General features: G+C 54.7%; 22 protein-coding genes. 19 read left to right on the plus strand and 3 right to left on the minus strand.

What is annotated here, in order from left to right:
- The first annotated feature begins 42 nt into the window (after window positions 1-42).
- The 13 genes from HH215_RS23535 (at window position 43) to HH215_RS23595 (ending at window position 15,609) form a co-directional block, all read left to right on the plus strand.
- Entirely contained in the window at window positions 43-927 is an 885-nt protein-coding gene (locus HH215_RS23535; RefSeq protein WP_169282110.1) for a carbohydrate ABC transporter permease, read from the plus strand.
- Window positions 927-1,754, plus strand: a complete 828-nt coding sequence (locus HH215_RS23540) for a carbohydrate ABC transporter permease (protein ID WP_169282111.1) — start codon at window positions 927-929, stop codon at window positions 1,752-1,754. Before HH215_RS23535 ends, HH215_RS23540 begins: the two co-directional genes overlap by 1 nt.
- A gap of 18 nt (window positions 1,755-1,772) precedes the next feature.
- Window positions 1,773-3,737, plus strand: a complete 1,965-nt coding sequence (locus tag HH215_RS23545) for a glycoside hydrolase family protein (protein ID WP_169282112.1) — start codon at window positions 1,773-1,775, stop codon at window positions 3,735-3,737.
- A gap of 13 nt (window positions 3,738-3,750) precedes the next feature.
- Window positions 3,751-5,244 (plus strand): M81 family metallopeptidase, encoded by a 1,494-nt coding sequence (locus tag HH215_RS23550; protein WP_169282113.1) that lies wholly within the window; start codon window positions 3,751-3,753, stop codon window positions 5,242-5,244.
- Between the two features lie 52 nt (window positions 5,245-5,296).
- Window positions 5,297-7,036, plus strand: coding sequence for a dihydroxy-acid dehydratase (gene ilvD / locus HH215_RS23555; RefSeq protein ID WP_169282114.1), 1,740 nt, complete (start codon window positions 5,297-5,299; stop codon window positions 7,034-7,036).
- The gene (locus tag HH215_RS23560; RefSeq protein WP_169282115.1) at window positions 7,033-7,794 is read left to right on the plus strand and encodes an SDR family NAD(P)-dependent oxidoreductase; all 762 of its coding nucleotides are present in this window, start codon (window positions 7,033-7,035) and stop codon (window positions 7,792-7,794) included. The genes ilvD and HH215_RS23560 overlap by 4 nt, the downstream gene beginning before the upstream one ends.
- 11 nt (window positions 7,795-7,805) lie before the next feature.
- On the plus strand, window positions 7,806-9,182 hold the full coding sequence (locus HH215_RS23565; protein WP_169282116.1) for a GH39 family glycosyl hydrolase: 1,377 nt from the start codon (window positions 7,806-7,808) through the stop codon (window positions 9,180-9,182).
- A complete protein-coding gene (locus HH215_RS23570; RefSeq protein WP_169282117.1) occupies window positions 9,179-12,400 on the plus strand; it encodes a glycosyl hydrolase in 3,222 nt (1,073 codons plus the stop codon). Before HH215_RS23565 ends, HH215_RS23570 begins: the two co-directional genes overlap by 4 nt.
- A 110-nt stretch (window positions 12,401-12,510) precedes the next feature.
- Entirely contained in the window at window positions 12,511-13,590 is a 1,080-nt protein-coding gene (locus HH215_RS23575) for a lactonase family protein (RefSeq protein ID WP_169282118.1), read from the plus strand.
- A 131-nt stretch (window positions 13,591-13,721) separates the two neighbouring features.
- Window positions 13,722-14,009: a sporulation protein YabP gene (gene yabP / locus HH215_RS23580; protein ID WP_169282119.1), complete on the plus strand. Its 288-nt coding sequence runs from the start codon at window positions 13,722-13,724 to the stop codon at window positions 14,007-14,009.
- Window positions 14,006-14,596 (plus strand): spore cortex biosynthesis protein YabQ, encoded by a 591-nt coding sequence (gene yabQ / locus HH215_RS23585; RefSeq protein ID WP_169282120.1) that lies wholly within the window; start codon window positions 14,006-14,008, stop codon window positions 14,594-14,596. Before yabP ends, yabQ begins: the two co-directional genes overlap by 4 nt.
- Before the next feature lie 135 nt (window positions 14,597-14,731).
- Entirely contained in the window at window positions 14,732-15,040 is a 309-nt protein-coding gene (locus HH215_RS23590) for an FtsB family cell division protein (RefSeq protein WP_169282121.1), read from the plus strand.
- A gap of 125 nt (window positions 15,041-15,165) precedes the next feature.
- On the plus strand, window positions 15,166-15,609 hold the full coding sequence (locus HH215_RS23595) for a S1 domain-containing RNA-binding protein (protein ID WP_169282122.1): 444 nt from the start codon (window positions 15,166-15,168) through the stop codon (window positions 15,607-15,609).
- Between the two features lie 90 nt (window positions 15,610-15,699).
- On the opposite strand, the gene HH215_RS23600 is transcribed toward HH215_RS23595, so the two are convergent.
- Window positions 15,700-15,951, minus strand: coding sequence for a hypothetical protein (locus tag HH215_RS23600; RefSeq protein WP_169282123.1), 252 nt, complete (start codon window positions 15,949-15,951; stop codon window positions 15,700-15,702).
- Window positions 15,952-16,008: 57 nt separating this feature from the next.
- Between HH215_RS23600 and spoIIE the strand changes: the two genes are divergently transcribed.
- Entirely contained in the window at window positions 16,009-18,552 is a 2,544-nt protein-coding gene (spoIIE, locus tag HH215_RS23605; RefSeq protein WP_169282124.1) for a stage II sporulation protein E, read from the plus strand.
- A 136-nt stretch (window positions 18,553-18,688) separates the two neighbouring features.
- Here the strand turns inward: spoIIE and HH215_RS23610 are convergent, their stop codons facing one another.
- Together HH215_RS23610 and HH215_RS23615 are read right to left on the minus strand one after the other, a co-directional pair.
- The gene (locus tag HH215_RS23610; protein WP_169282125.1) at window positions 18,689-18,913 is read right to left on the minus strand and encodes a hypothetical protein; all 225 of its coding nucleotides are present in this window, start codon (window positions 18,911-18,913) and stop codon (window positions 18,689-18,691) included.
- Between the two features lie 110 nt (window positions 18,914-19,023).
- Window positions 19,024-19,296 (minus strand): hypothetical protein, encoded by a 273-nt coding sequence (locus HH215_RS23615; protein ID WP_169282126.1) that lies wholly within the window; start codon window positions 19,294-19,296, stop codon window positions 19,024-19,026.
- A gap of 282 nt (window positions 19,297-19,578) precedes the next feature.
- Between HH215_RS23615 and HH215_RS23620 the strand changes: the two genes are divergently transcribed.
- From HH215_RS23620 to ftsH, 5 genes are all read left to right on the plus strand, one after another.
- Window positions 19,579-20,337 carry a vWA domain-containing protein gene (locus HH215_RS23620; protein WP_169284546.1) on the plus strand — a complete coding sequence of 253 codons (759 nt, stop codon included), beginning with the start codon at window positions 19,579-19,581 and terminating at the stop codon, window positions 20,335-20,337.
- Window positions 20,321-21,244 carry a serine/threonine protein kinase gene (locus HH215_RS23625; RefSeq protein WP_254450196.1) on the plus strand — a complete coding sequence of 308 codons (924 nt, stop codon included), beginning with the start codon at window positions 20,321-20,323 and terminating at the stop codon, window positions 21,242-21,244. Before HH215_RS23620 ends, HH215_RS23625 begins: the two co-directional genes overlap by 17 nt.
- A 147-nt stretch (window positions 21,245-21,391) precedes the next feature.
- Window positions 21,392-22,810: a tRNA lysidine(34) synthetase TilS gene (gene tilS, locus HH215_RS23630; protein WP_169282128.1), complete on the plus strand. Its 1,419-nt coding sequence runs from the start codon at window positions 21,392-21,394 to the stop codon at window positions 22,808-22,810.
- Window positions 22,811-22,947: 137 nt separating this feature from the next.
- On the plus strand, window positions 22,948-23,487 hold the full coding sequence (gene hpt / locus HH215_RS23635; protein ID WP_169282129.1) for a hypoxanthine phosphoribosyltransferase: 540 nt from the start codon (window positions 22,948-22,950) through the stop codon (window positions 23,485-23,487).
- Between the two features lie 90 nt (window positions 23,488-23,577).
- Complete coding sequence (gene ftsH / locus HH215_RS23640) at window positions 23,578-25,578, plus strand: ATP-dependent zinc metalloprotease FtsH (RefSeq protein WP_169282130.1); 2,001 nt, start codon at window positions 23,578-23,580, stop codon at window positions 25,576-25,578.
- The last annotated feature ends 175 nt before the right edge of the window (window positions 25,579-25,753 follow it).

The raw sequence follows: 25,753 nt of genomic DNA on the forward strand, positions 1-25,753 counted from the left end.
CGGGAAACCGGCGCGGCGGTTTCATTGGAAAGGGGGTACGGCATGCGATCTAAAGGAATATCCAGGCAATATACGGTGCTGTTCGTCCTTCCGGCTTTTTGCCTATTCAGTCTATTCTTCATTTTGCCTAATTTGTCGGGACTCGTGATGGCGTTCACGAACTGGTCTTCCTACTTTCCGTTGCATCCCAAATTCAACGGCTGGCGGAACTTTCAAGACTTGTTCGAATCGCCGGTATTCGCGATTTCCGTACGAAACACGCTGATCTTCACAGCCGCCACGACCGTCGTGAAAATCGTCGTCGGTTTCGGCTTGGCGCTCATCTTGAACAACGGCGTTAAATTCAAAAATACTTACAGAACGATTATTTTTTCGCCGTTCGTGTTTAATCCGCTCGTCATCGCTTATGTTTTCAGCGCGCTCTACCAACCGACTTTCGGACCGATCAATACGCTGCTTCGCTACGTCGGTCTCGGGTTCTTGGCTCAGAACTGGTTGACCGACACCAAGTATGCCATGACGGCTATCTGCGTAATGGATATATGGATGTCGATCGGCGCTATCGTCGTCATTTTCCTGACGGGTCTGCAGTCCGTTCCGAAGGAATACTACGAAGCCGCTACGGTGGACGGCGCGGGCGGAATCAGCAAGTTCAGGAACATTACGTTTCCGCTTACGATCTATTCGCTGTGCATCAATACGATTCTCTGTCTCATCGGAGGCGCGAAGGTGTTCGGACAAGTTTACGGTTTGACGAACGGAGGGCCGGCTGACGCGACGCAAGTTTACGGCACGTTCATTTTCAAATCATTTTCTTCGGGCTTGTTCGGTTATTCCGCGGCGGCGGGTTTGCTGTTCACGGTCGTCATCAGTCTGGTCAGCTTTATTACTCTCGGCTTGTTCCGCAGACTGGAGGTCGATTATTGATGAAGCGCACCTTAAAGTTCCGTTCGGCAACCGTTCTTCTGGAAGCGGTCATGGTAGTCGTCGCCTTATGTTACCTCATGCCTATCTGGATTGTCGTGGTCAACTCGCTTAAAGACACGCTCGGTGCCAATCGACTCGGTTACAGCTGGCCCGAAAGTCTCCATTTCAATAATTATGTTCAAGTATTCGAGAAGTCTAACGCGCTTCAAGGCTTGATCAACGGCGTGTTTATCGGCGTCACGGTCGTCGTTATTTCCGGATTTCTGGCTGCCATGGCGGCGTATTACATTGCTAGAAAAGGCTCGAGATTCTCCAAGTTTACTTCGCTCTATTTTCTGACGGGGATTATCGTTCCGACGGCAATCATCCCGACCTACTTCACGATGCTCGTTCTGCACCTGAATAACACGTATTTGGGTATTATCTCTATATTTATCGCGTATACGCTGCCTTTAAGCATATTCCTATATACCGGGTTTATCAGGACGATCCCGCGGGAGATCGACGAAGCGGCCATCATAGACGGCAGCCGTCCGATTCAGATGTTTTTCCGAATCGTTTTTCCTTTGCTTGCTCCGGTCACGGTTACCGTTATCGTCTTTAACTTCATCGGCGTTTGGAACGATGTGACGACCTACCTTTACTTCGCCGGGGGAGACAAATGGCCGCTTCCTATGACGGTTTTTAAATTCTACGGAAAGTTCAGTCAGAGATGGGACCTCTTATTCGCTGATATTATGATCGCAATCATCCCATGCCTGATTTTCTTCATTGCGGGTCAAAAATACATGGTGGCCGGCATTACCGCCGGTTCGGTTAAATCCTGAGCGCGATGGAGGCGGACCATGAACTACGCGGATAGCCGGCATGTTAAGCATTGGCACTGCCATCCTCTGATCGGGGATCCTTCGTTCGACGCGTTCTCCGAATTTGCCGGCAACCCCGTCCACGCCGGAATCGGCGTATGGGATTGGCCGGTTAACGGATATTTCTTCATCGATCCCGTATCCGGGAATTGGTATTTTTACGTAAGCCTGTATTCGAAAGGATATGTCCATCTTGGAGTCATTACGCTTCTGCGCTCGACGGACGGAGGGGCAAGCTGGCACAACGCCGGACCCGTATTCGACGGCCGGGGGTTGGCCGATCGGTATACGCCGAAAGATGCGGCGCTCGCGACTCTCGATGCTTCCGTCGTGTACGAGGATGGAATCTATCATATGATTTACGGCTGGGGCTCGCTGAAGGAGGAGCAAGGGGGCATCGCGTATGCTTCGGCTTCCCGACCGGAAGGCCCCTTCATTAAGCATCCGCATCCGCTCCGCAACGAAACGGATCAGCCGCTGCTTAAGGGGATGTATAAGCGAACTTACGCCAGCACGCTGATTCGGCGTTCCGAAGATTGGCTGATCGTCGCCATGATGAGCATGTCGCGCAATACGGGAGGCTCCTGGTCGCTGGCGGCGCTCGTCGCCGATCGGCCCGACGGGCCGTATGGCGATCCGGCGTTCCTTCTGTATCCGCAAAGCTTGAAGTATCATCCTGCTCCGCTTGAATTCTATCCCGCCTACGTGTACGGCGGTTACGTATATGCGCCCGCCACTTCCGTCGGCAGCAATCGTTCTTATCAGGCGTTATTTCGTGCCGAATTGGAAAAAGCGCATCTGGAAGAAGCCTGGGAGCTGTATCAAGAGGGCTCCTGCTGGCACTCTTTCACCCGCGACCATGAGCGATATGGGATATGGGGACAGACATACTCCGGACAAGTAACCGCTGACGGAATGCTTTATGCGATGTATCCCGCGTTGAACGAGCGCGGCGAAGGGACGATCAACGCCGCTTCGCGTCCTTGGACGGAGCCGTACGCGGACCGCTTCGTGCTCTCCGCCAACAATGCGCCTGCCGTTAGTTTCGTCCGTCAAGCCTACGAGGAATTCACGATGAGCGCCGAGATCGTCAGTACCGGGTTATTTACCGTCGTCTGGAGCTGGAATGGACCGGTCGGTTCGACGGTCATGCCGCGATGGGCGGACGGCGAGCCCGATCCGCGCATGTTCGCGGACGGTATCGGTCTTACCGTTCAAGGCGGCGCGGTTGCCTTGATTCATATCGCGAGGGACGGAACGAAGCGTATTCTAGCGACCGGGGGCGAAGACGGCGAGGCGCTTTCCGTTTGGGCCAAATCCGATCGGCATGATTACGGCGATCGTCATCCTTTCGGAAAGCCGGCCAACTATCGCATTACCGTCGAGCAAAGGCAAGAAGGATGCAAAGCGACGGTTAACGGCATCGAGATGGAAATCGGGCTGGCCGCCGTATCCGGACGTATCGGTATCATCGCGAGCGGGGGCGTCATCGCCGAATGTTCGCGTCTGGATATACAGGGGGAGGGGCGGGAGCATTGGGTAAACCTGCTGCCTTCGGAAGGACTGGCCGGATCGGCGCAAAGCCCGGATCGCTGGGAGGCGGAGGAGTCCGCCGATTATAAGCACGGAATCGGCTATCTTTCGGTTGATCGCCGGGGCTTCGCGGAAGAAAGCGAGCATAGGCTCAAGTGGAACTTCCGCGGCGACGCATTCCGACTTCGGATGCCGGTGAAGGCATACGGCAGGGCAACCGCGTATTTGGACGGACGGAAGCTGGAGGAATTGGTTTTACGGCCGGAGGACGGTGCGGATACGGCTTCGCGCGTCGTGCTTGAGCGGAATGGATTAACGGACGAGCGTCATGCGCTGGTTGTGATATTGGAGGAAGGCGTTATGCGCTGTGACGGTTTCTCCTACCGGACGGGCCGGAATTCGAATAGATAGGAGCTCATACGAGATGAGAGTTATCGTGGGCGGTTTTATTCAGGAAAGCAACACGTTCAGCAAGGCAGTGCCTACCGTGGACGATTTTCTCCGCTATTATTTCGCGGCGGACGAGAAGATGGCGGAGGATCGCTCCGCGCGCAACGAATTGAACGGATTCTATCAAGCGGCGGAAGAGGAAGGCGTAGAGCTTCTTCCGACGCTGTACACGGGAGCGGTATCTTCGGGAAGAATCGGCAGGAAGACTCTGAACGAGCTGAAAGAAATGATGTTCGGCAGAATTCGCCGATCGCTGCCTGCGGACGGCGTACTGCTAGCCTTGCACGGAGCATGGTCGGCGGAGGACGAAGACGACGTTGCCGGAGAGATTCTGGCGGATGTAAGAGAGCTGGTCGGTCCGGAAGTACCTATCGTCATTACGCTCGATTCGCACGCGAACGTTACGCGCCGGATGGTGGATATCGTCGACGCGCTGGTCGGCTATCATACTTTTCCTCATGTGGATTATCAGGAAACGGGCTACAAAGCGGCGAAGCTTCTGTTCGACCGAATTCGAGGACGCCTGAAACCGATCATTGCTTATCGCAAAGTGCCGATGATCGTTCCCGCGGAAAGTCAACAGACTTATCGAGGTCCGATGCGGGAGCTGTGGGCGGAGGTGGAGATCGGAGAGAGCGACGGGAGCGCCATCGAGACGTCGTTGTTCGCGGTTCAACCTTGGCTCGACGTGAAGGAGATGGGTTGCTCGATCGTCGTCGTCGGCGAGGACCGGACGCGCGCGGAAGCGGAAGCCGACCGGCTAGCGTCGCTCATGTGGGACAGGCGTCGGGCATTCGATGTACGGCTATATTCGGTGCCGGAGATCGTATCGTTGTTGGCCGACGGCAAGGAAGAAGCGGGTCCGATGATCGTATCGGATTCGGCGGACAGTCCCGGAGCCGGTTCTCCCGGTGACAGCGTCCACGTGCTTCGTCAATTGCTTGAGTTGAACGCCCATAAGCGCCTTACGGCGATGCTGACGGTCGTCGACGCCGCGGCCGCGCTTCAGGCGGTTGCCGCAGGAGAGGGAAGTTCAATTCGGGTGTCGCTAGGGCACTCGGTATCGACGGATGCGGGCATTCCCCTCGAAGTTGAAGGCACGGTGACGAAGATAGGTAGCGGCAAGTTCCGGTTCGGGAACGGTTTTATCGAGAACCTCGAAGGAAACATGGGGACTTGCGCGGTTATCGCCATCGGGGGCATTTCCATCGTCGTCATGGAACGGGCGGTGTTTACCGGCGATCCGGCGCTGTATCGCAGCGTGGGATTGGAACCGCTGAAGGCGGATCTGGTCATGGTGAAGTCGGCGAATCAGTTCCGCTCGGAATACGAGAAACTATCGAACGAAATCTATATTTTAGACACTCCGGGAGCCAGTACGGCCAATCTTCTCTCGCTCGCCTTCGACCGCGTGCCGAGGCCGATCTATCCGTTCGACGAGATGGACGATTGGCGGATTCGCAGGTAGAACGAGGCGGCAATAGGAGCGAATCTAACAACGGGAAGAGGGTTCGGCATTTATGGAAGATCGCGTCTACGAGAGTCAGAAGGTTCGCAAAATCAGTTTCGAAGGCGATGCGTTGCGCATGTCGATGGATTGGAGCGTCGAGGATCTCGACAAGATCCAAGTGCTCGTGGAGAGCACGGCAGGCGCCAGCCATCCGAGCTCTTATCATCTGGGCGAGCTTGTCGCCGAGATCGAGAAAGGCGTCTATCAGTTCGGCGGCAAGCCCGCTATTTATACGGCGACGGACATCTGCGACGGAGTCGCGCAAGCGCACGGCGGCATGCATTATTCGCTTCCGTCGAGAGATCTGATCGCATCGATGGTCGAGATCCATGCGCTCGCGACCCCGTTCGACGCGATGGTGCTTTCCTCCGCCGGAGACAAGGCGGTGCCCGCGCATCTAATGGCCATCGCGCGTCTCGATATTCCCGCGATCCACATGCCGGGAGGAGCGATGGGGGCGGGGCCATGCTTGCGTTCCAACGAAGAGTTATGGCATATGAGCGTCGAGGTTGATAAAGGGCAGATGACGAAGGAAGAATTTCTGGCCTTCCAACGCGCATGCTGCCCGACTTGCGGCGCTTGCCAGTATATGGGTACGGCCGCGACCATGCAGGCGATGGCCGAAGCACTCGGGCTCGCGCTGCCTTGGTCGGCGCTCATTCCGGCGACGAACGCGGAAATCCGCCGGTCCGCCCGGGATGCAGGCCAACAGGTTATGCGCCTTGCGCGAGCCGGGATCGTGCCTTCGATGATTCTGACGAAGAAGGCGTTCGAGAACGCGATCAGCGTGCATTCGGCGATCGGCGGCTCGCTGAACGCCGTCATGCATCTGATCGCGATCGCCCGGGAAGCCGGCATCGAGCTGCGGGCGGAGGAATTCGACGAGATCCACCGGCGCGTTCCGGTGCTCGTGGATACGAAGACGGCGGGGCATTATCCGACGGAATTGTTCTGGTATGCGGGCGGCGTGCCGTTCGTCATGAACGAGATTCGCGAATTTCTTCATTTGGACGTCTTAACGGCTACCGGCAAGACGCTGGGGGAAAATCTGGACGACTTTAATAAAAACGAGATGCCGCGGTTCGCGGAGATGTTCCTCGCCAACTACAAGCTGAATCGCCGGGATCTTATCTACACGGTCAAGAAACCGCTCAAGCCCGAAGGCGCGCTGGCCGTATTGAAGGGCAATCTCGCTCCCGCGGGCGCGACGATCAAGAAGTTCGCCGTCGTTGCCGACATGCAGGTGCACCAAGGGCCGGCCAAGGTATTTGATCGCGAGCGCGACGCAGTCGATGCACTGCTCGCGAAGCGCATCGTGCCCGGAGACGTCGTCGTCATCCGGTATCAAGGACCGAAAGCGGTCGGCATGCCCGAGATGTTCTTCATGTCGGAGCTCATCGCCTCCGATCCGGAGCTGTCCCGTACGACGTCGCTCGTGACGGACGGACGTTTCTCCGGGGCGACGCGCGGACCGTGCGTCGGTTACCTCGGTCCCGAAGCGCTGGACGGAGGTCCGATCGCGGCGGTACGGGACGGCGATCTCATTCGGATCGACATTCCGGGACGAAGCATCGACATCGTCGGCATCGAAGGCGCGGAGCTGGCCGCGGCGGAAATCGAGACCGTACTCGCCGAACGGCTCCGGCAGTGGTCGCCGCCCGAGTTTAAACATAAGGGCGCGCTGCGCCAATATACGGCATTGGCTCTCCCGGCGCTCGAGGGCGGTTCGGCTTCGAGGAGCGGCCTATGAGACTGTCGGGTCAGACGGCCATCGTGACCGGGGCCGCCCGTTCGATCGGAGCCTCGATCGCCAAACGCTTCGCGCGGGAAGGGGCGAAGGTCGCTATCGTAGACGTCGCCAATCCCGAGTTGGCGGAGCAGGTCGTTGCCGAAATCGTGCAGGCGGGCGGCGAGGCGATGTTCGTTCGGGCGGACGTCTCTCGTCGTGCAGATGTCGAAGCGATGGTCCAAGCGGTTGCGAGCCGGTTCGGCCCGGTCGATATTCTCGTCAACAACGCGGGTATCGATCCGCGCAAAAACTGGCTCGAAATTACCGAGGAGGATTGGGATCATATCATGGGCGTCAACGTTCGCTCCCAGTTCCTATGCTCCCAAGCCGTTTTTCCTTACATGAAAGAGCGGGGCCGCGGCAAAATCGTCAACGTCTCGTCCGTAACCTTCCTGACCGGTCAGCGTAATCTGCTGCACTACGTCTCGTCCAAAGGAGCCGTCATCGGCTTTACCAGGGCGCTTGCGCGGGAGGTGGGCGCGCACGGGATTACCGTGAATTGCCTCATGCCGGGTGCCGTGCTGACCGAGACGGAGCTGGCACGGTTCAGCGAGGCGGAACTTGCCGCGTCCGCGACGATGCTGGCGGCGGCTCAATGCTTCTCCCGCCGGGAAAACGCCTACGACCTCGAGGGCGCTTTCGTCTTCCTGGCTTCGGAGGACAGCGACTTTATTACCGGACAGACGCTGAATGTAGATGGCGGCTGGATGTTCCATTAGGAGGAAAAATAATGGCTGACCTTATATTGCATTACGATCGCAAGACATCTCCGCTTAAACGGGTGCACGGCGTGAACAACGGCCCCGTATGCTACGGCTCTTTAATGGACGTATCCGTCTATTATGAAAAGGCGGGCATCCCTCTTGTCCGGCTGCACGATACCAATTGGCCAAATCCGGGAGAAGTGGATATTCATACGATTTTCCGGGATATGAACCGGGATGAGGATGATCCGGCAAGCTACGATTTCTCCCGCACGGACGAATATATCGCTTCCGTATTGGCGACGGGCGCGAAAATCGTTTACCGACTCGGAGAGAGCATCGAACATACGAAAGTCAAATACTACGTGCATCCGCCAGCCGATATGGACAAGTGGGCGCGCATCTGCGTGAACATCATCCGCCATTACAATGAAGGCTGGGCGAACGGATTCCATTACGATATCCGTTACTGGGAAATCTGGAACGAGCCGGACAACCCAGACCGGCAATGCATGTGGTCCGGCACGCCGGAGCAATATTACGACCTGTACCGGATCGCAGTCACGGCCATCAAAGCGCATGATCCTGCGCTGAAAGTCGGAGGCCAAGCCGCGACGATGGTCAATATGCCCTTCACGGAAGGGTTCGTAGCCTATTGTCGCCAGCACGAATTGCCTCTCGACTTTTTCACGTGGCATACGTACGCGGACGATCCCCGACAGATTGAAGCCAATGCGCTGAAAGCCCGCAAACTGCTGGATGATGCGGGTTATATCCAGACGGAAAGCCATCTTAACGAATGGAATTACATGCGGGCCGACGAGGGAGCGAATGACGAAATCTGGCGTCAGCTATGGAAGCCGGGCGGCGAGACGTTCCGTCGCAATCTGTTCGAACGACAGAAGAACGAAGAGGGAGCATCCTTCATCGCCGCCGTATTCGCCATGCTGCAAGATGCACCGGTCGACGAGGCGAACTACTATGACGGGCAACCGCACGAGCTGTACAGCGGATTGTTCGACGCCTATTGCATTCCGCAGAAATCTTATCGCGTGTTCGAGAAATTCGAATCGCTGTCGGTGTATTCTAGCAGAGCGGAAGTATCGGTGCGGGCGGAAGGCCTTTACGCGTTGGCCATGACGTCTGAGAACGGACAATCGGCGCTATGGGTCAGTAACTTCAGCGGCGAGAGCCGGGAGTACACGATCGAACTGGAAGGAAGCTCGATGTCGGCGACGTATCCCACCTATGCGGAGTGGGAACTGTTGGATCGGTCGCGCGACTTCGGTCAAGTTGAACCGGCACGCCTTAAGGACGGGCGGGTCGAATTGTTCCTTCCGCGGAACTCGGTGCTTGTGCTGCGATTCGGCCGCGAAGCCAACGATGGGCAGGCGGCGGAATGAATGCGGATATAAGCCCGAGCGAAATCGGACAGGCCGAGCTCTCTCTTCGCGATCATTTCCGCGATCCGGGCGCGGAATACCGTTCTAGTCCCTTCTGGGCTTGGAACGGACGGTTGGACGCCGCGGAATTGATCCGGCAGGCGGAACAGATGAAGGAGCAGGGCATGGGCGGCTTCTTCATGCACTCGCGCGAAGGGTTAGAGACGGAATATATGGGCGAGGAATGGATGTCCTGCGTCGCGGAAGTCGTAGCAGCCGCCCGCAAGCTTGGGCTTCGTGCTTGGTTATACGACGAGGACCGTTTTCCTTCGGGGGGAGCGGGAGGACGGGTGGCATCGATGGGCGACGCTTATCGAGCCAAGGCGGTGACGCTGGAAATGAGAGCCGCCCCTCCCCGGGCGGAGGAAGAGGGGATGTTGGCGGTGTTCCGGGCGCGTCTGCGCGAAGGAACAACGATCATTTCCCTGGAACGCGTACTGGACGAGGCGTCCGAGCAAGAAGGGCCGGAGGCGAATCATGAAGGTCGCGATGGAGAAGGGGAGAAGGGTGCGCCGGTATGGCTGCTGCTGCGCCGCGAAGTGTCCGCCGGCAGCGAGTGGTTCAACGGCGAGGCGCCGGTCGACAACTTGAATCCGGATGCCGTAACCGCCTTTATCTCCGTCACGCATGAGCCGTACAAGCGGCTTGTCGGCGAAGATTTTGGCGGCGCGATTCCCGGAATCTTCACGGACGAACCGAGCATCGCCGACTTTCATTGCCGTTACGCGGAGGGGAGACCCTGGCTTCCTTGGACGGAAGATTTCGGTGATCGTTTTCTAGAGAAGCGGGGCTACGATCTGATCGCAAGATTGCCTTACCTGTTCTTGGAGGGAGCAAAGTCTGCCAAGACGAGGCACGACTACTGGAGAACGATCTCCGAATGCTTCGAGGATGCGTACTCCAGGCAGATCGGCGAATGGTGCGAAGCGAACGGACTTGCTTTTACCGGACATTATTTAATCGAGCATAATCTTGGGATTTCTACTCGCGTCACCGGCGCGGTTATGCCGCATTACCGCCATCAGCACGTTCCCGGCATCGACATCCTGGACGAGAAAACCGAGGAATGGCTGACTGTTAAGCAATGCACGAGCGTTGCCCATCAATACGGTCGCAAACATGTACTGAGCGAGACTTACGGTTGCTGCGGATGGGACTTCACCTTCGAAGGCCAGAAGTGGATCGGAGATTGGCAGTTCGCGATGGGCGTGACGATCAGATGCCAGCATCTGTCGTTGTATAGTCTGAATGGTTGCCGCAAGCGGGATTTTCCGCCGGTATTCGGCGATGTTTCCCCCTGGTGGAAATACAATAGTGTAATGGAAAATTATTTTGCGAGACTGGCGGCCGTATTAAGCGACGGCGTTCCGATTCGCGATTTGTTGGTGATACATCCCGCGTCGACCGCTTGGACGATGGTGGGCAGCGATCCGCATTCTTATCTTCAATGGGAGGATCCGAGCTTGCTTGCCGTTAACGAATACGAGGCGGAGCTCGTCCGGACAATGAAGACGCTGCTTGGTCAGCATATCGACTTCGATTTCGGTGACGAAACGATCATGGCTGATGACGGGGACGTGCGGGATGGGAAGCTGTTCGTCAAGAATGCCCCTTACCGTGCAGTTTTGATTCCAGCGTTGCACACGGTTCTTCGCTCGACTTTCGAACTGCTCAGGAAGTTCGCGGACGTCGGCGGGTTAATTATCGCGATTGGGGGATTGCCTGGCCTGATCGACGGCGAGCCGTCGGACGACTGGCTGGCGTTAGAGCGGCATGCCGGTTTCCACCATACGGAGGATGCTGGTGAAGCGGTCTCGATTCTTCAGCGTCCTCCGCATGGGCTTCGCCGAATATCGTTGAGCAGCGAATATGGACTTGAGCTTCCCCAGCTTTTGTACATGTTCCGTGAACATGAGGAAGGTTACTCGTTGTTCGTAGTTAACAACGACAGGACAACCGGAGCGGAAGCGGAAGTGCGGCTCCCTGTCAGGGGAGATCTGGAAGAATGGAATCCGTTGACGGGAGAGGTAATCCGGAAGGCGGCTTCAGCAACGTCTTCTTCGGATAGCGGCGGAATGCGTTTCGTCGACCGTTGGGGCGCAGCGGGGTCGAAACTGTATTGGGTGCGCAAGGTTCGGGAGCAAGAACGACTGCCTGCCCAGGGCACCCCCGCCGAGTGCCGTTTCACGTACCGGATGGCGCATGAGATGACGATGGCGACGGCGACTCTTCCCGTGAACTGTCCTTTCTCCCGGACGATGCCGAACGCCCTGCCGCTGGACCGGTGCAGCTACCGGATGGACGGAGAGTCGTGGTCGGAGCCGATGCAAGTATGGCAAGCGCAGCAGCAAGTGCGCGATCGTCTCGGCATGCGCGATATCCATTATAACGGCCAGCAGCAACGGTTCCGTTGGGCTTTACAGCCCCATGAACGGGATGGAGCTTCAGTGGAGTGGCGGTTCTCTTTCGAAATCGGCGAGGAGATACCTTCGGGGCTCTATGTTGCCGTGGAGCATGCGGAGCGTTTTCGAATTTCGTTGGACGGCGAAGAGGTACCCGTTCGCGCCGAAGGTTATTTCATCGATCGGGATTGGTTAAAGACGCGACTGCCGCAGATGGGCAAGGGATGTCATGAGTTCATTTTGTCTTGTCCCTACCGGAATGCGGACGAGATGGAAAATATCTACGTTGTCGGCGATTTCGCGATCGACGCGAAGAGGCGGATCGTACGGGAGCCGGACGAATTAGCTATAGGCGATTGGACGCTGCAGGGATATCCGCATTATCCGGGCAACATCGTCTACCATTACGCAATCGATCCGGACGCGGCGCTGAAGATTACGATTGCAAGCGAGCGTCGCTACAAGCTCTACCTTGGAGAATGGAAGGGCGTATGCTCCGAAGTTCGTGTGAACGGGCATTCCTCCGGCGTCGTTGCCTGGGAGGATGCCGACGGCATCGACATCGCCCCATCGATGATCGGTGCCGATCGCGAATGCCGAATCGACATCGAGGTTGCGGGAAGCCTTAGCAATCTGTTAGGTCCTTTTCATCAATCCGGCCAACATAATCCTTGGATGGATTGGTCGTTCTTCGAACGCACGGATGCCCGCAATGAGCCGGGTTACCGGTTAAAGCCTTACGGCTTGATGGTTCAGCCGAGCATTCATTGTTCTTAACCGGGCCGAGCAACACCTGCACAAAACTCTTAATTATTGTATTATTGAAAAAAGGATCCCTCGAGGCCACTCGGGGGTTATTCATTTTACATAACCGAGGAGCGATCGTCATGGCCAAAGCTCACGAAATATGGATCGGCGCTTACGGCGCCAAGAACGAAGTAGGCATTACCCGCGTTGAATTGCTGCCGGATACGGCCGAGTTCGTTAAAACCGCCGAATACGGCGGGATCGAAAATCCGTCCTTCCTGCGCATGAACAAGGCAGGTACGCGATTGTATGCGGTCAGCGAGACGGACGAATACGTTGACGAAGACGGCGATAAGGCAGAAGGCGGGCAACTCGCCTCGTTCCCGGTTGACGCGGAGTCTCGCAAGTTAGGTCCCGGCCAGTACCATCCAACCCATGGCAATCATCCTTGTCATCTCCATTTAACGCCGTCCGAGGATTGGCTCGCCGTCTCGAATTATAGCGGCGCATCAGTCATGATGTACCCGATCGGACCGGATGCGAGACCATTGGCTCCGGTCATCCGATTCCGGCACACCGGCACGGGTCCGAACGCCGATCGACAAGAGGCGCCGCATCCGCACTCCGTTTTCTTCAGCCCGGACGGCCAATATTTGTTCGTTGCCGACCTGGGGATGGACAAGGTGATGGTCTACGGCCGCGGACCGGAAGCCAACGAGTGGTCGGCGCATGATGCCGTTTCACTTGAGCCGGGCGCGGGTCCTCGCCATCTCGCGTTCCATCCGTCGGGCAAAGCCGTATACGTCGTCAACGAGCTCGATAGCACCATTACGCGTTTGTCGCATGATGAGCCAGGCAAGCTAGTGCGCCAGGAGTCCCTTTCCACGCTTCCGACGTCTTTCGAAGGAGAGAGCTGGTGCGCGGAAATCCTGGCGTCGCCGGATGGCCGTTTCGTGTACGCTTCCAACCGCGGGCACGATAGCATCGGCGTGTTCCGCATAGACGAACAAACGGGCGAGCTCCACCCGTCGGGGCACGTTTCGACGAGAGGCAAGTTCCCAAGGAATTTCGCTTTGTCCCCGGACGGGCAGTGGCTGATCGCCGCTAATCAAAATTCCGATAACATCGTCTTGTTCCGCATAGAGCAGCAATCGGGTTTACCGGTGTTTACCGGAACGGAATTGCGCATTAGCAAACCGGTATGCGTCTTAATTCGATAATCGCCGTTAAGATGAACTCGCAACTCATCCATAGCAAGCTACTAGAATAGTTGTCCATGCGAGTCATTCGCTCTGTTCTAATTCGTCCCTCAAAGCCATAGGCTAGTCTTAAAGGCAAGGAGGGACGTGCCATGGAACACGTGAAGGGTGCCAAGCATCAAGAGGTTCGCATGCTTAACCGGAAATCGCTCGATATTTCCGGCGTCAGCAATGTGGAGAGCTTCGATAACGAGGAGTTTCTGCTGGAGACCGAATGCGGATTTCTGACCGTTCGGGGGCAAAACCTGCACATGAAAAATTTGAGCCTGGATCAAGGGCTCGTCTCCATCGAAGGAACGATACATTCTCTTATCTATTTGGACGGCAGCTCGGGGAATAAGTCTTCTTCGAAGGGCTTGTTCGGGAAGTTATTCAAGTGAGCGCAGCCGCACAAGGGATGACGATCGCCTTCATGATGATGTGCGGGCTAGTTATGGGACTCGTCTTTGACGTCTATCGCGTCGCTTCTCATCGCTTTCATGTGGCCCGTTGGCTGCTTCCCGGGTTGGATGTGGTTTATTGGGCGGCGGCCACTCTAGGGGTATTCAGTATTCTTCTTAGCCATAACGAGGGCGAAGTGCGGATGTACGTTTTCCTGGGACTCGGGATCGGCGTGACGGGTTACTTCGGTCTGTTCAGCAACTGGGTGGTCAAGCTGTCGGGCAAGTTATTCGATATGATTAAATCGATATTTCTTTTTGCGTGGAAACTCGTGGATACTATCTTGCTAACTCCTTTTCTATGGATTGTTCGTCTGCTAGCGAAGATATTGGATATCGTATTTATCGTAACCGTAGCGACGTTGCTATGGATTGGAAAGCTGTTGCTGAAGCCCGTAGCACGAATCGGGGGTTGGGTATGGCATAAGCTACTGCCTGTTCGGAGGAAATTCGAACCGGTCGTAAAGGCCTATCGGAGTTTGAGCGAGCGCGCGAAACGAATCCGGGACGCTTGGAGGAAGAAGTAATAGCCGGGGTTCGACAACTTTTTTGAAGGAATTGCATCGGAAGAAGGATATTTCTAGTCTCATATTGTGCTATAATGATCGCGTTCAACGTTTTTTTTCTGGAAAGTTTAGCCGCTTGGGAAAGGAGGCATCGAATTGTCTTCACGCACGATGACCGCGACACCCGTCATGACGGGCGCACGCAGGAGATTAAAATTACTGTTGTTCGTCTTGGTATTGTTTATGAGCTGGGCCGCGTACGTTCTCATCGTACAATACGGACAAATCAGCGATCGCAAAGATCAATTGCAGGAAGCTGATCAGAAGCTGACCGATGCCCAAGCGAAGAACGAAGAGCTGAAAATGCATATCGCACGATTGAACGATGATGAATATATTAGCCAAATTGCCCGCAAGGAGCATGGGTTAGGGTTCCCGGGAGAGATTCCGATCGAGACGAAATAGGCGATACATAGGCTTTAAGGTAGTCTAGCATCTGTTGACCTTGCTTTGAATTGTCGGTTATAATTGGCATAGCCGGACTTATGCGGTTCGGGCACATTTAGGTTCAGGGAGGAACATCGGTTTTTATGGCCATCGAAGTGGGAACCAAATTGGAGGGCAAAGTTACCGGCATTACGCATTTCGGAGCTTTCGTGGATTTAACGGGTGGAGTTACCGGACTCGTTCATATTTCCGAGATTGCCGACAGCTATGTCAAGGACGTTCATGAGCATCTGAAGATTAATGACATGGTTACGGTCAAGGTCATTAACGTGGACAAAGACGGAAAGATCGGTCTATCCATTCGTCAAGCCGTGGACAAACCGCCGGAGCAACAACAGCAACAACCGCAACAACGTGGACCACGGGATCGCGGTGGTCGTCCCTCCAAACCAGGTGGTGGTTTCGGAAGATCCCCCTCTTTTGATGACAAATTGTCTCGCTTCCTTAAGGATAGCGAAGAGCGCATTTCTAATCTTAAGAAAAGTACCGAATCCAAACGTGGCGGACGCGGTGGACGTCGTTCGTAAGATATAATTTGATTAATGTTATTCCGAGCCGGACCCTAGGGTCCGGCTTTGTTGTTTTTTCGTCGATGAGAAAATTTTAACCCCGCGCATTCATTCGCCCCTATCCGGCATTCCGGCGCGGTTGGCGTCTGAGGAAGAGCCGCATGGAGCGCCATCCCCCGTCGGATGAGCGCGTTTTTTTGTTGTCGGAATAGCGGATTCGCAAGCGTTCGTATATGCAGAGGGAAGTGAATAACCTATGGGCGCCATGGGTTTGCCGCTTCCGCGCGAGGCGTCGATAACATCCGCCCGATCCTGTCGGAAAAAACTTTTTTCGCGCCAACCGTTTCTGACAAACTTCATGAAATGCCCCCCCTATAATTAAGAACACAATTCAATCTGGTGAATGGGGTGTGCATCATGGACAAGCCGTCCGTCGTTCCTTTCGTACCGCGTGCGGGGACCGGACCCTCCCTTGCTCCCGAAACGGGAAACAAGAGTTGGTTTCAGAAGCGGAAACAATCCGCTCAATCGAAAGAAAGCTCCAGTCCGCCTTCGCTATTGTTGCGATGGGGAGAAGCCGTTCGTGCGCAGCAATGGGTGTTATTGATCATCGGGATAGGTTTTTTGCTCGGCAGGGCGACTATGCTGGAAGGGATTGCGCCGTTCGCGGCGGCTTTTTTCGGAGTAGTGCTCTACTTGCGCAAGGACTTGGCGTTCTGGGCAATGCTATCGCTTGTCGCGGGCAGCTTCTGGGCAATAGAACCGATGCCTGCGATCATTTGCGCGGAGATCGGCGTGATTTATTTGCTCTATCGGGGATTGGTGCTCTATGAAAGGGCGGATTTGTCCCATGCGCCGGTCGTCGTCTTCGCGGGTACGTTGATCGTTCGTCTGTTTGCGACTTTACTGTCGGACAAAACCGCTTGGTTGCCCTATGCCCTTACCGTAGTGGAAGCGGGCCTAGCTTTCGTGCTAACGCTATTATTCGTTCACGCTCTCCCCGTACTCGCAAGAACGAGAAAAACGACCGATTTGCGCCATGAGGAATGGGTGGGCGTCGCGATCTTGCTAGCTTGCCTGCTTACCGGCATGACCGGCTGGACGGTATACGGAGTTGCGGTTGCCAGCGTCTTGTCCCGTTATTTCGTCGTCATGACGGCTTTCGTCGGGGGTCCGGCATTGGGGACGTCGGCCGGCGTCGTGGCGGGTATGATTCTAAGCTTGTCCAATCTCGGAGCGGCATCGGAGATCGGATTGTTGGCCTTCGGCGGACTTATGGCGGGTCTGGTGCGCGAAGGAGGGAAAGCGGCGTCTATGTTCGGGTTGTTGCTCGGCACGTCGGTATTAACGTTATATGGGGGAACCGCGTCAGACACGATGATGTCCACGTGGGCGACCGTGGCAGCTATGGTTATGATGTTGTTCACTCCCCGCTCGGTTCTGAACGCTCTATCGAGATTTATCCCCGGTACTACAAACTATGCGCAGAACCAGCATGATTATGCGCAGAAGGTGAGAGATTTAACGGCGGAAAGGGTGGAAAAGTTTTCGGAAGTTTTCCGGCAGCTCTCGGGGAGTTTCCGTCAGATGACCCAGCAAGGGGAAACCGCTAGGCAAAGCCGGGACTTCGACCACTTCGTGAACGAGGTTCATGAGCGGGCTTGCACGAATTGTCATCGCCGCAACTTATGCTGGGACGGGCAATTCATTCAGACCTACAAGCTGATGACGGACATGATGACGGCAGTAGAAGAGGAGCCGGACTTGATGCCCGCTCAGATGCCTAAATCTTGGAGCCGGGTTTGCGTGAAGACGCCGCTCGTGCTGGACGTGCTTAAACGCCAGTACGAAGTGTATCGCAATGATTTGCATTGGCGGCAGCAATTGCAGGATAGCCGTTTTCTCGTGGCCGATCAGTTGTCGGGGGTCTCGCAGGTTATGGACGATCTGGTGAAGGAAATCCGTCGCGAAGCCAAACAGATGGAAGTTCAGGAGAAGCAAATCCGTGATGCTCTCGAACGTCTGGGGCTGGCGATTCAAAGTATAGATATTCTGAGTTTGGAGGAGGGACATATCGATATCGAGATGGTGCATGCTTTTCGCACCGGGTATGACGAATGCCGCAAGATGATCGCCCCCTTGCTGTCCGAGATTCTCGGGGAAACGGTTTCGGTCAGTCAGGAGCGAAGCGGCGTGCCTTCGGCGCACTTAAGCACGGTAACGTTCGCATCGGCCAAAATTTACGAGGTGGAGACGGGGGTGGCGGGAGCGGCCAAGGATGGCGATATGCTTTCGGGAGACAGCTTCAGTATGGTGGAGCTGGGAAATGGAAAGTTTGCGGTGGCGCTAAGCGACGGAATGGGCAACGGGGTGAGAGCGCGAATGGAGAGCAGCGCGGCGTTGTCGATGCTGGAGCAACTGCTCCAATCGGGAATCGACGAACGGCTCGCGGTAAAGTCGGTGAATTCCGTGTTGCTGCTGCGTTCTCCGGAGGAAATGTTCGCAACGGTGGATCTGGCGCTCATTGATCTGTATACCGCTCATGCGACGATGCTTAAGATTGGATCGACGCCAAGCTTTATTAAAAGAGGGAGGGAGATTATTCCGATCGCCGCTAATAACTTGCCGATCGGCATCCTGCAGGATATCGAGATCGATCTTCTCAGGGTGCAGTTACAGCCTGGGGATACGCTAATCATGATGACGGACGGCATTCTGGATTCCCCGGGCCATGCGATTAACAAGGAGCAGTGGATGAAGAGGGTTCTTCAGGAGCTTGCTGCCGATGAGCCGCAAGATATCGCGGACGAGCTCCTCGATATGGCGCTGCGACAATATCCGGGGGGCGTGAAGGACGATATGACCGTTATCGTCACGCGGCTGACGCGACATCAGCCGGAGTGGGCAGCCTTCCGTTGGCCGGGACTTAACCGGTTGGAGCGACCGAGGACGGTGAGCTGATTGGACGGAAGGGAAGTGAGAGTATAGATAAGCAGTACGGGATGAAGAAGGAGCTTTCCCTTGGATCCGGGAAAGCTCCTTTTTATTGTAAAGCTACGGATAACGGTCGGGTTTCATAATGATGATGACGGCTTGGCTAGTTTAGCTTCCGGTCTTTCTCGCTTACAGCTTCATCGAACCAAATTCGAAATTCCGCTTTCTCTGAATCGTTCTCGAACTGGCTTGTGAGATAGTTCAAATCCAGGTTCTCCAAATACATAAGCAGAAGCCTATACCCCCACTCGCGGTCTCTTCCCGAGCTCCAATGAACGGCTTTTCTCAATCTATCTAGAATAATGTCTTCAAGGCCAATCACGTACACGACTTTTTCTTCTACTTGCAATTCGGTTATTTTATCGTAGTTTCCCGCCAAGAGGTTCGAGGGTATTAAGTCTATCGAACTTGTCCTTACTTGCTAGTTGCACAAGCGCTTCATTCGCCTGTTGTATATTTAGCAAGGCGCAACACCCGTCTTTCTGCGTCATATTGAACGGTTCCGTTACTCATGGCAGTCAGCAGCTTGTTACGCGCTAAGTAGTTAAGGGCTTTGATCTCGTCGGGGCTTCGTGGAGGCAGGTTATCTGCTTGTTGCGGTTGCTGTTTTCTGCCACGAAATAGAGCGACGGAATAATCGAGAGAATGTTCGACGGCATCATCGCTCAAGCGTTTAATATTTTGAATGTCCGTTAGAGTCATTTTTCTCATGATCGTTGCTCCTCTCCTCGTAATACCAGTATAGTCGGATAATCCCTACACTCATTCATTGACCGATACAAATCACGATATAAATCCAATTATATATAAAAATACGTCATAACTCTACGGCAGATAGTAACGCGGTCAGGTCAATCAGGCGGCTATACGCTCCAAAGGTTCTTTACATCAGCCTCGGCAATACGACCCGAGCTTGAACGTTTCAAGGTTAAATCTTCCATTCCTTGGCGACACTCTTTAATAGATTCAAGACAAGAAGAGGAGCGTGGAATGATGAAGCAAATCTTGCTCATTACCGACGGAGGGTCGAATGTGGGAGAGAGTCCCGTTATTGCCGCGGCGCAAGCCTATGCGGAAGGAATTACGGTGAACGTAGCGGGCGTAATCGACGAAGGAACTATCGGAGAGTACGGAGCGGCGGAGATTGCCGAGATCGCGCGCGCCGGAGGCGGGATCAGTCAAATCGTCACGAGCCGTCAATTATCCCGTACGGTGCAGATGATGACGAGACAGACGGTGGCGGGAAGCATTCGCCAAGCCGTCAATCAAGAACTGAAGCAGCTGTTCGGGGTCGAGAACGTCGGGGCGCTTCCTCCGCCTAAACGCGCGGAAGTCGTAAGAGTGATGGAGGATATGGAAGAAACGATGTCGCTTTCCGTGGCGCTGCTCATCGATGCCAGCGCCAGCATGAAGCCCAAGCTGCACGCCGTGGAGGAAGCGATCCGCGATCTAACCTTAAGTCTGCAAGCCAGGACGGGTAGAAGCCAAGTATCCGTATTCCATTTTCCGGGAGAATCGCAGCATGATTACTGCGTTATGGATGCGGGTTGGACCGCGAGTTCCGCTAAGATCGGTTCCCTATTCAACCGAATTCGGATGCGGGGGACGACTCCAACGGGACCTGCCCTATTGCAAGTCGTTGATTATATCGGCGAGACTTGTGGTAAAATAAGCAAAACAGAGCTAGCGGATGCGCCACTCCAGGCTGCGCGGGGCGATTCGAACGAGGTGCGGAGTGACTACGTCGTCTGATAATCAGCCTTACCCTAAGGGGACGGAAATTAGGGGCAAGTGGAATGGGAAGCACTATCGCTTGGAACGATTGCTAGGATTAGGCTCGAATGGGCAAGTCTATTTGGCTACCGCGGGTAACCGGGTCGGTTGCGCGGTTAAGATCGGTCATGAAGCCGCGGAGTTGCAAGGGGAAGTGAATATTCTAACTTCTCTGGACCATTCGCAGAAACAGCGGTCTCCCTTTCTGTTAGATGTGGACGACGGAATACTGGAGGGCAAGAAAGTTCCCTTCTACGTAATGAGATACATTGCAGGCATCCCGGTCAAGGCTTATTTAAGCGAGCATGGCTCGCATTGGCTGGGCGTCGTGGGTTACCGGCTCCTAGAACGGTTAACGGAATTACATGAAGCAGGCTGGGTATTCGGGGATATTAAGAGCGATAACGTGCTTGTCGGAGAATACGGGCGAGTGGAATTGGTCGATTTCGGCGGAGCATCCGCCATCGGCCGCAGCGTTCGGCAGTTTACCGAGATTTACGACCGGGGGTACTGGTCGGCCGGGAGCCGTATCGCAGATCCGGCATACGACCATTTTGCCGTAGCCATGCTATGGCTGCATGCTCTCGACGGCAAACGGTTAATCCAATTGACGAAGACGCTGCTTCCGCAAAATCGGCACCCGCGGGAGCTGCTGAAGCTCGTGGGAAGCAATCCTAAGCTACTGCCGCTTGAGGGTTGGATGGAGAAGGCTCTGACGGGACGATTCTCGGATACGCGGGAAGCGGGTCGCGAGTGGAGGGAAGCGGTCAGGATTTCGCAGAAGCCGAAGTCTCCCGGAGACCGTGTACCCGGCTGGATGGCGGGACTGCTAGGAGCGGCGATCGTGCTAAGCGTATCGGTTGCGGCGATCTGGTTGTTTCAATAGAGCGTAAAGAGTGTTTATCCTCTTTATAGAGGAAGTTCAAAAAGTCATGTTTTGATCACGAAGCGAAGCAGGGAGCGGGTTCGACGTCGAATCTTAACCTGACCTTTTGAACTGGCACTTATAGAGGTCGTTAAAGGAGCAATGACGGTGCAACCGCAGGATGAGTGGGAACGAAGCATCATGGCACAGGCGCGGGCGGAAGGCTGGTGGCACGTAGAGGGCAAAGTCGTCGCGGCGGTTTCGGGCGGGCCGGATTCTATGGCGCTGCTTCATATTCTGAACGCGATGGCGAGGGAAGAGCCTTTTCAAGTCATCGTAGCTCATGCGAACCATCAATTCCGCGGATCGGAATCCGATGCCGAAGCGGAACTGGTGCGCGGCTTGGCCTCGGAGTACGGAATGCCGTTTGAATCCGTCGAGCTTGGAATGCCTGCGTACATAGCGGATTCGGGGATCAATCCCCAGACGGCATCGCGGGAAAAGCGGTATGATTTTCTGAAACGGGTCGCAAACAAGTATTCCGCTAAGTACTTGCTGACCGGACATCATGCGGACGATCAAGCGGAGACGGTCCTTATGAGAGTCATAAGGGGAACGGGAGTCAGCGGGTTAGCCGGCATCCCATATCGTCGAAAAGAAGAACAATTGGAACTGATTCGCCCCTTGTTACGTATAACCAAATGTGAGCTTCTGGATTATTGTAAGCGAAACGGGGTGCCTTTCGCGGTAGATAGCAGTAATATCGACCGGCATTACTTCCGTAATGCCGTCCGATTGGATGTAATGCCGATGATTGAACAATATAATCCTAGGCTGAAGGCTTCCTTGGTCAGACTATCCGATCTGGCAGCGGCGGATGACGACTACATGGAAGGCCAGACCCTTCAAGCCTTTCAAGAGGGAGTAACTCCTTCGGGGGAAGGCTTCCGGTTAGAGCGACGACGGTTCCGCGGCCTCCACGTCGCTTTACAACGCAGATTGATTAAATTAATATTAAACTGTTCTTCGAACCCGCGCGATATGCTGGACTACGGGCATGTGGAGGAAATCCTTGCTGCGCTTACACAGGAGCGTCCCACGGTTACGCAGTTAGATATCGGGGATGGCTGGGTGATGATAAGGGAATACGAACAGGCGTATATCGGCCCGGGTCATCCGGAACCGGTAAATTTTACGTATATCGTCTCCGATAATATAAGCGAGGTTGCGATCGGGGAAACAGGGGAGCATATTCGGTTAGAACGTCTGGAGGGTTCTTTGCCCAACGGGACGACAAACCGGAATGAAGCTAGCTTCGATGCCGATGAATTGATTATGCCCCTTCGGGTTCGCAGCCGATTGCCTGGAGACCTTATGCATCCTTACGGACTAAACGGCACCAAAAAAGTGCAAGATATGTTCGTCGATGCCAAAGTGCCACGTTCCCGCCGCGATAAACTTCCCCTGTTGGTAGATGGAGATGGACGCGTGCTCTGGATACCGGGAATGCGTCGTTCAAGTCATGCTTTGGTTACCGCGGATACCCGATCGACATGGCGTTTCACTTACGCGACTCGGAAAGAATGACGTTAGGCTTATCCGATTCGTCTCCGCCATTCCTAAGAACGGCGATATCCGTTTATGCTTGGTCGGGACTGAAAACTAGGGCATGATCGGAGTAATGCCATCATACCGTGTAATAATCTCAATGGGAGGTACCTTTTTTGCAAAAAGACATTCAAGAAGTTCTCTACTCGGAAGAAGTAATTCAGCAAAAGGTACAGGAACTAGGGGCGGCGATCAGCCGCGACTACGAGGGGCGTAATCCGCTCGTCATTTGCGTACTGAAGGGCGCTTTTATTTTTATGGCGGATTTGTCCAAGAATATCGTTATCCCGATCGAACTTGATTTTATGGCGGTATCGAGTTACGGCAATTCCACAAGGTCTTCCGGCGAAGTCAAAATCATTAAAGATTTAGACGCCTCCGTTGAAGGGCGCGACGTACTTATCGTAGAAGATATTATTGACAGCGGTTTGACCTTGAGTTATTTGATCGATGTGCTGGAACGCCGCAATGCGTTATCCGTCAACGTCGTGGCGCTGTTCGATAAGCCGGGGCGCCGCACGGTAGACCTGAACGCCGATTATACCGGGTTTACGATTCCGGATGCGTTCGTCGTCGGTTACGGTCTTGATTACGCGGAGAAATACCGCAATCTGCCGTATGTGGGAATTCTTAAACCGGAAGTGTATTCGAGTTAAGACACGTCGTCTTTATGACGGCGCGTAGTGATTGTGATGCCAAGACAGGCTATGGTAAAATGATGTAAGCGTGTCGAGAGGAGGTCGGGGATGAATCGGTTCATCCGCAACACAGGGTTTTACTTACTTATCTTTTTGGTGACTGTCGGAATCGTTCAGTTTTTCATTGGAAAGAACGAGACGACTAAGGCTTTGAATTACAATGAAATTATGCAGGTGGTAGAACAAGGTAACGCTACCGAGCTTACGATTCAGCCACAAGGCGGTACCTATTTAATTACCGGTAAATACAAACAGAAGCCTGCCGACGTCAAGAGCGATTTATTCTCGGGCCGCCTTCCTTTAACCGAGGTTGCGGCAACGAAATTGCATGATACGGCTGTTCAAAAAGGCATTGCCGTCGAAGACAAAAAAATGCCGGGACAAAGCTTCTGGCTGACATTTCTGACTTCCATCATTCCGTTCATTATCATGTTCGTACTGTTCTTCTTCCTGATCAATCAGGCGCAGGGCGGCGGCGGCAAAGTAATGAACTTCGGCAAGAGCCGCGCCCGTCTCTATAATGAAGAGAAAAAGCGGGTTACGTTCGAGGATGTGGCCGGAGCGGATGAAGAGAAACAGGAATTGGTCGAAGTCGTCGAATTCTTGAAAGATCCCCGTAAGTTTGCCGCGCTTGGCGCACGCATTCCGAAAGGCGTTCTTCTCGTAGGTCCTCCAGGTACGGGTAAAACCTTGCTCGCCCGCGCGGTTGCGGGAGAAGCGGGAGTTCCGTTCTTCACGATCTCCGGTTCGGATTTCGTCGAGATGTTCGTGGGCGTCGGGGCATCCCGTGTCCGTGATCTATTCGAGAACGCGAAGAAAAACTCGCCCTGCATTATCTTTATCGATGAGATCGATGCAGTAGGACGTCAACGGGGCGCAGGCCTTGGCGGCGGACATGACGAGCGCGAGCAAACATTGAACCAACTCCTCGTGGAGATGGATGGATTCGGCGCTAACGAAGGAATCATCATCGTTGCCGCGACGAACCGTCCCGACATTCTCGATCCCGCCCTGCTTCGTCCGGGTCGTTTCGACCGTCAGATCACGGTGGATCGTCCAGACGTGAAGGGCCGCGAAGCGGTGCTGAAGGTTCACGCGCGCAACAAACCGTTGAACAAGGATGTTCGCCTTGGCACGATCGCGAAGCGGACTACCGGATTTACGGGCGCGGACTTGGAAAATCTATTGAACGAAGCGGCATTGCTTGCCGCACGACGGAATAAAAAAGATATCGCGATGCTGGAAGTCGATGAAGCGATCGACCGCGTTGTCGTCGGTACGGAGAAGAAGAGCCGCGTGATCAGCGATCGCGAGAAGCGCATTGTCGCCTACCACGAAGCCGGACATACGATTGCCGGATTCTTCCTCGAGCATGCCGATACGGTGCATAAGGTAACGATCATTCCTCGCGGACGCGCCGGCGGTTACGTCATCATGCTTCCTAAGGAAGATCGTATGCTCGTAACCAAGCAAGAGCTCCTCGACAAAGTAACGGGATTGCTCGCGGGCCGTGCGGCCGAGGAAATCTTCATCGGCGAAATCGGAACGGGCGCTTACAGCGACTTTAAGTCCGCGACGAGCATCGTTCGCGCGATGATCATGGAATACGGGATGAGCGACAAGCTCGGAACGATGCAATTCGGAAGCTCTCAGGGTCAAGTATTCTTAGGTCGGGACATCGGGCATGAACAGAACTACTCCGATGCGATCGCTTACGAGATCGACCAAGAGATGCAAAGCATTACGCGGGATTGTTACGATCGCGCGAAGAAGCTGTTAACCGAGAAGAGCGCCGAGATGCACTTGATCGCGAAGACGCTTCTTGACGTGGAGACGCTTGACCTCGAACAGATCAAATCCTTGATCGAGAAGGGGATTATCGTTCCGAGCGAAGAGGGAGAAGGTTCCTCCTCCGGCGAAGAGTCTAAAGCCGAACCGATCGTAGATACGCTGGGCAACGTTAAAGTGCGGATTCAAACCCGCGAAGACGAGCCGCTGGCAACTATGCCGGACTTGCGCAAAGACGACGATTCCGAAGAACCGAAGTAACAGCAAATTACACGGGGTGCTCCCGCGCTTATGGCGCTTAGGGGCACCCCGTTTTTCATTGCACGATCAAACTGCACATAAAACCTTCGCTATGAAGTGGAAACGGGGAAGAAAGCGAGTTAGAAACAGGTAAATCGGAGCTGCGTTTCCAGCTTTGAGGAATATTAAGTCATAG

Source organism: Cohnella herbarum (assembly GCF_012849095.1).
Classification (GTDB): domain Bacteria; phylum Bacillota; class Bacilli; order Paenibacillales; family Paenibacillaceae; genus Cohnella; species Cohnella herbarum.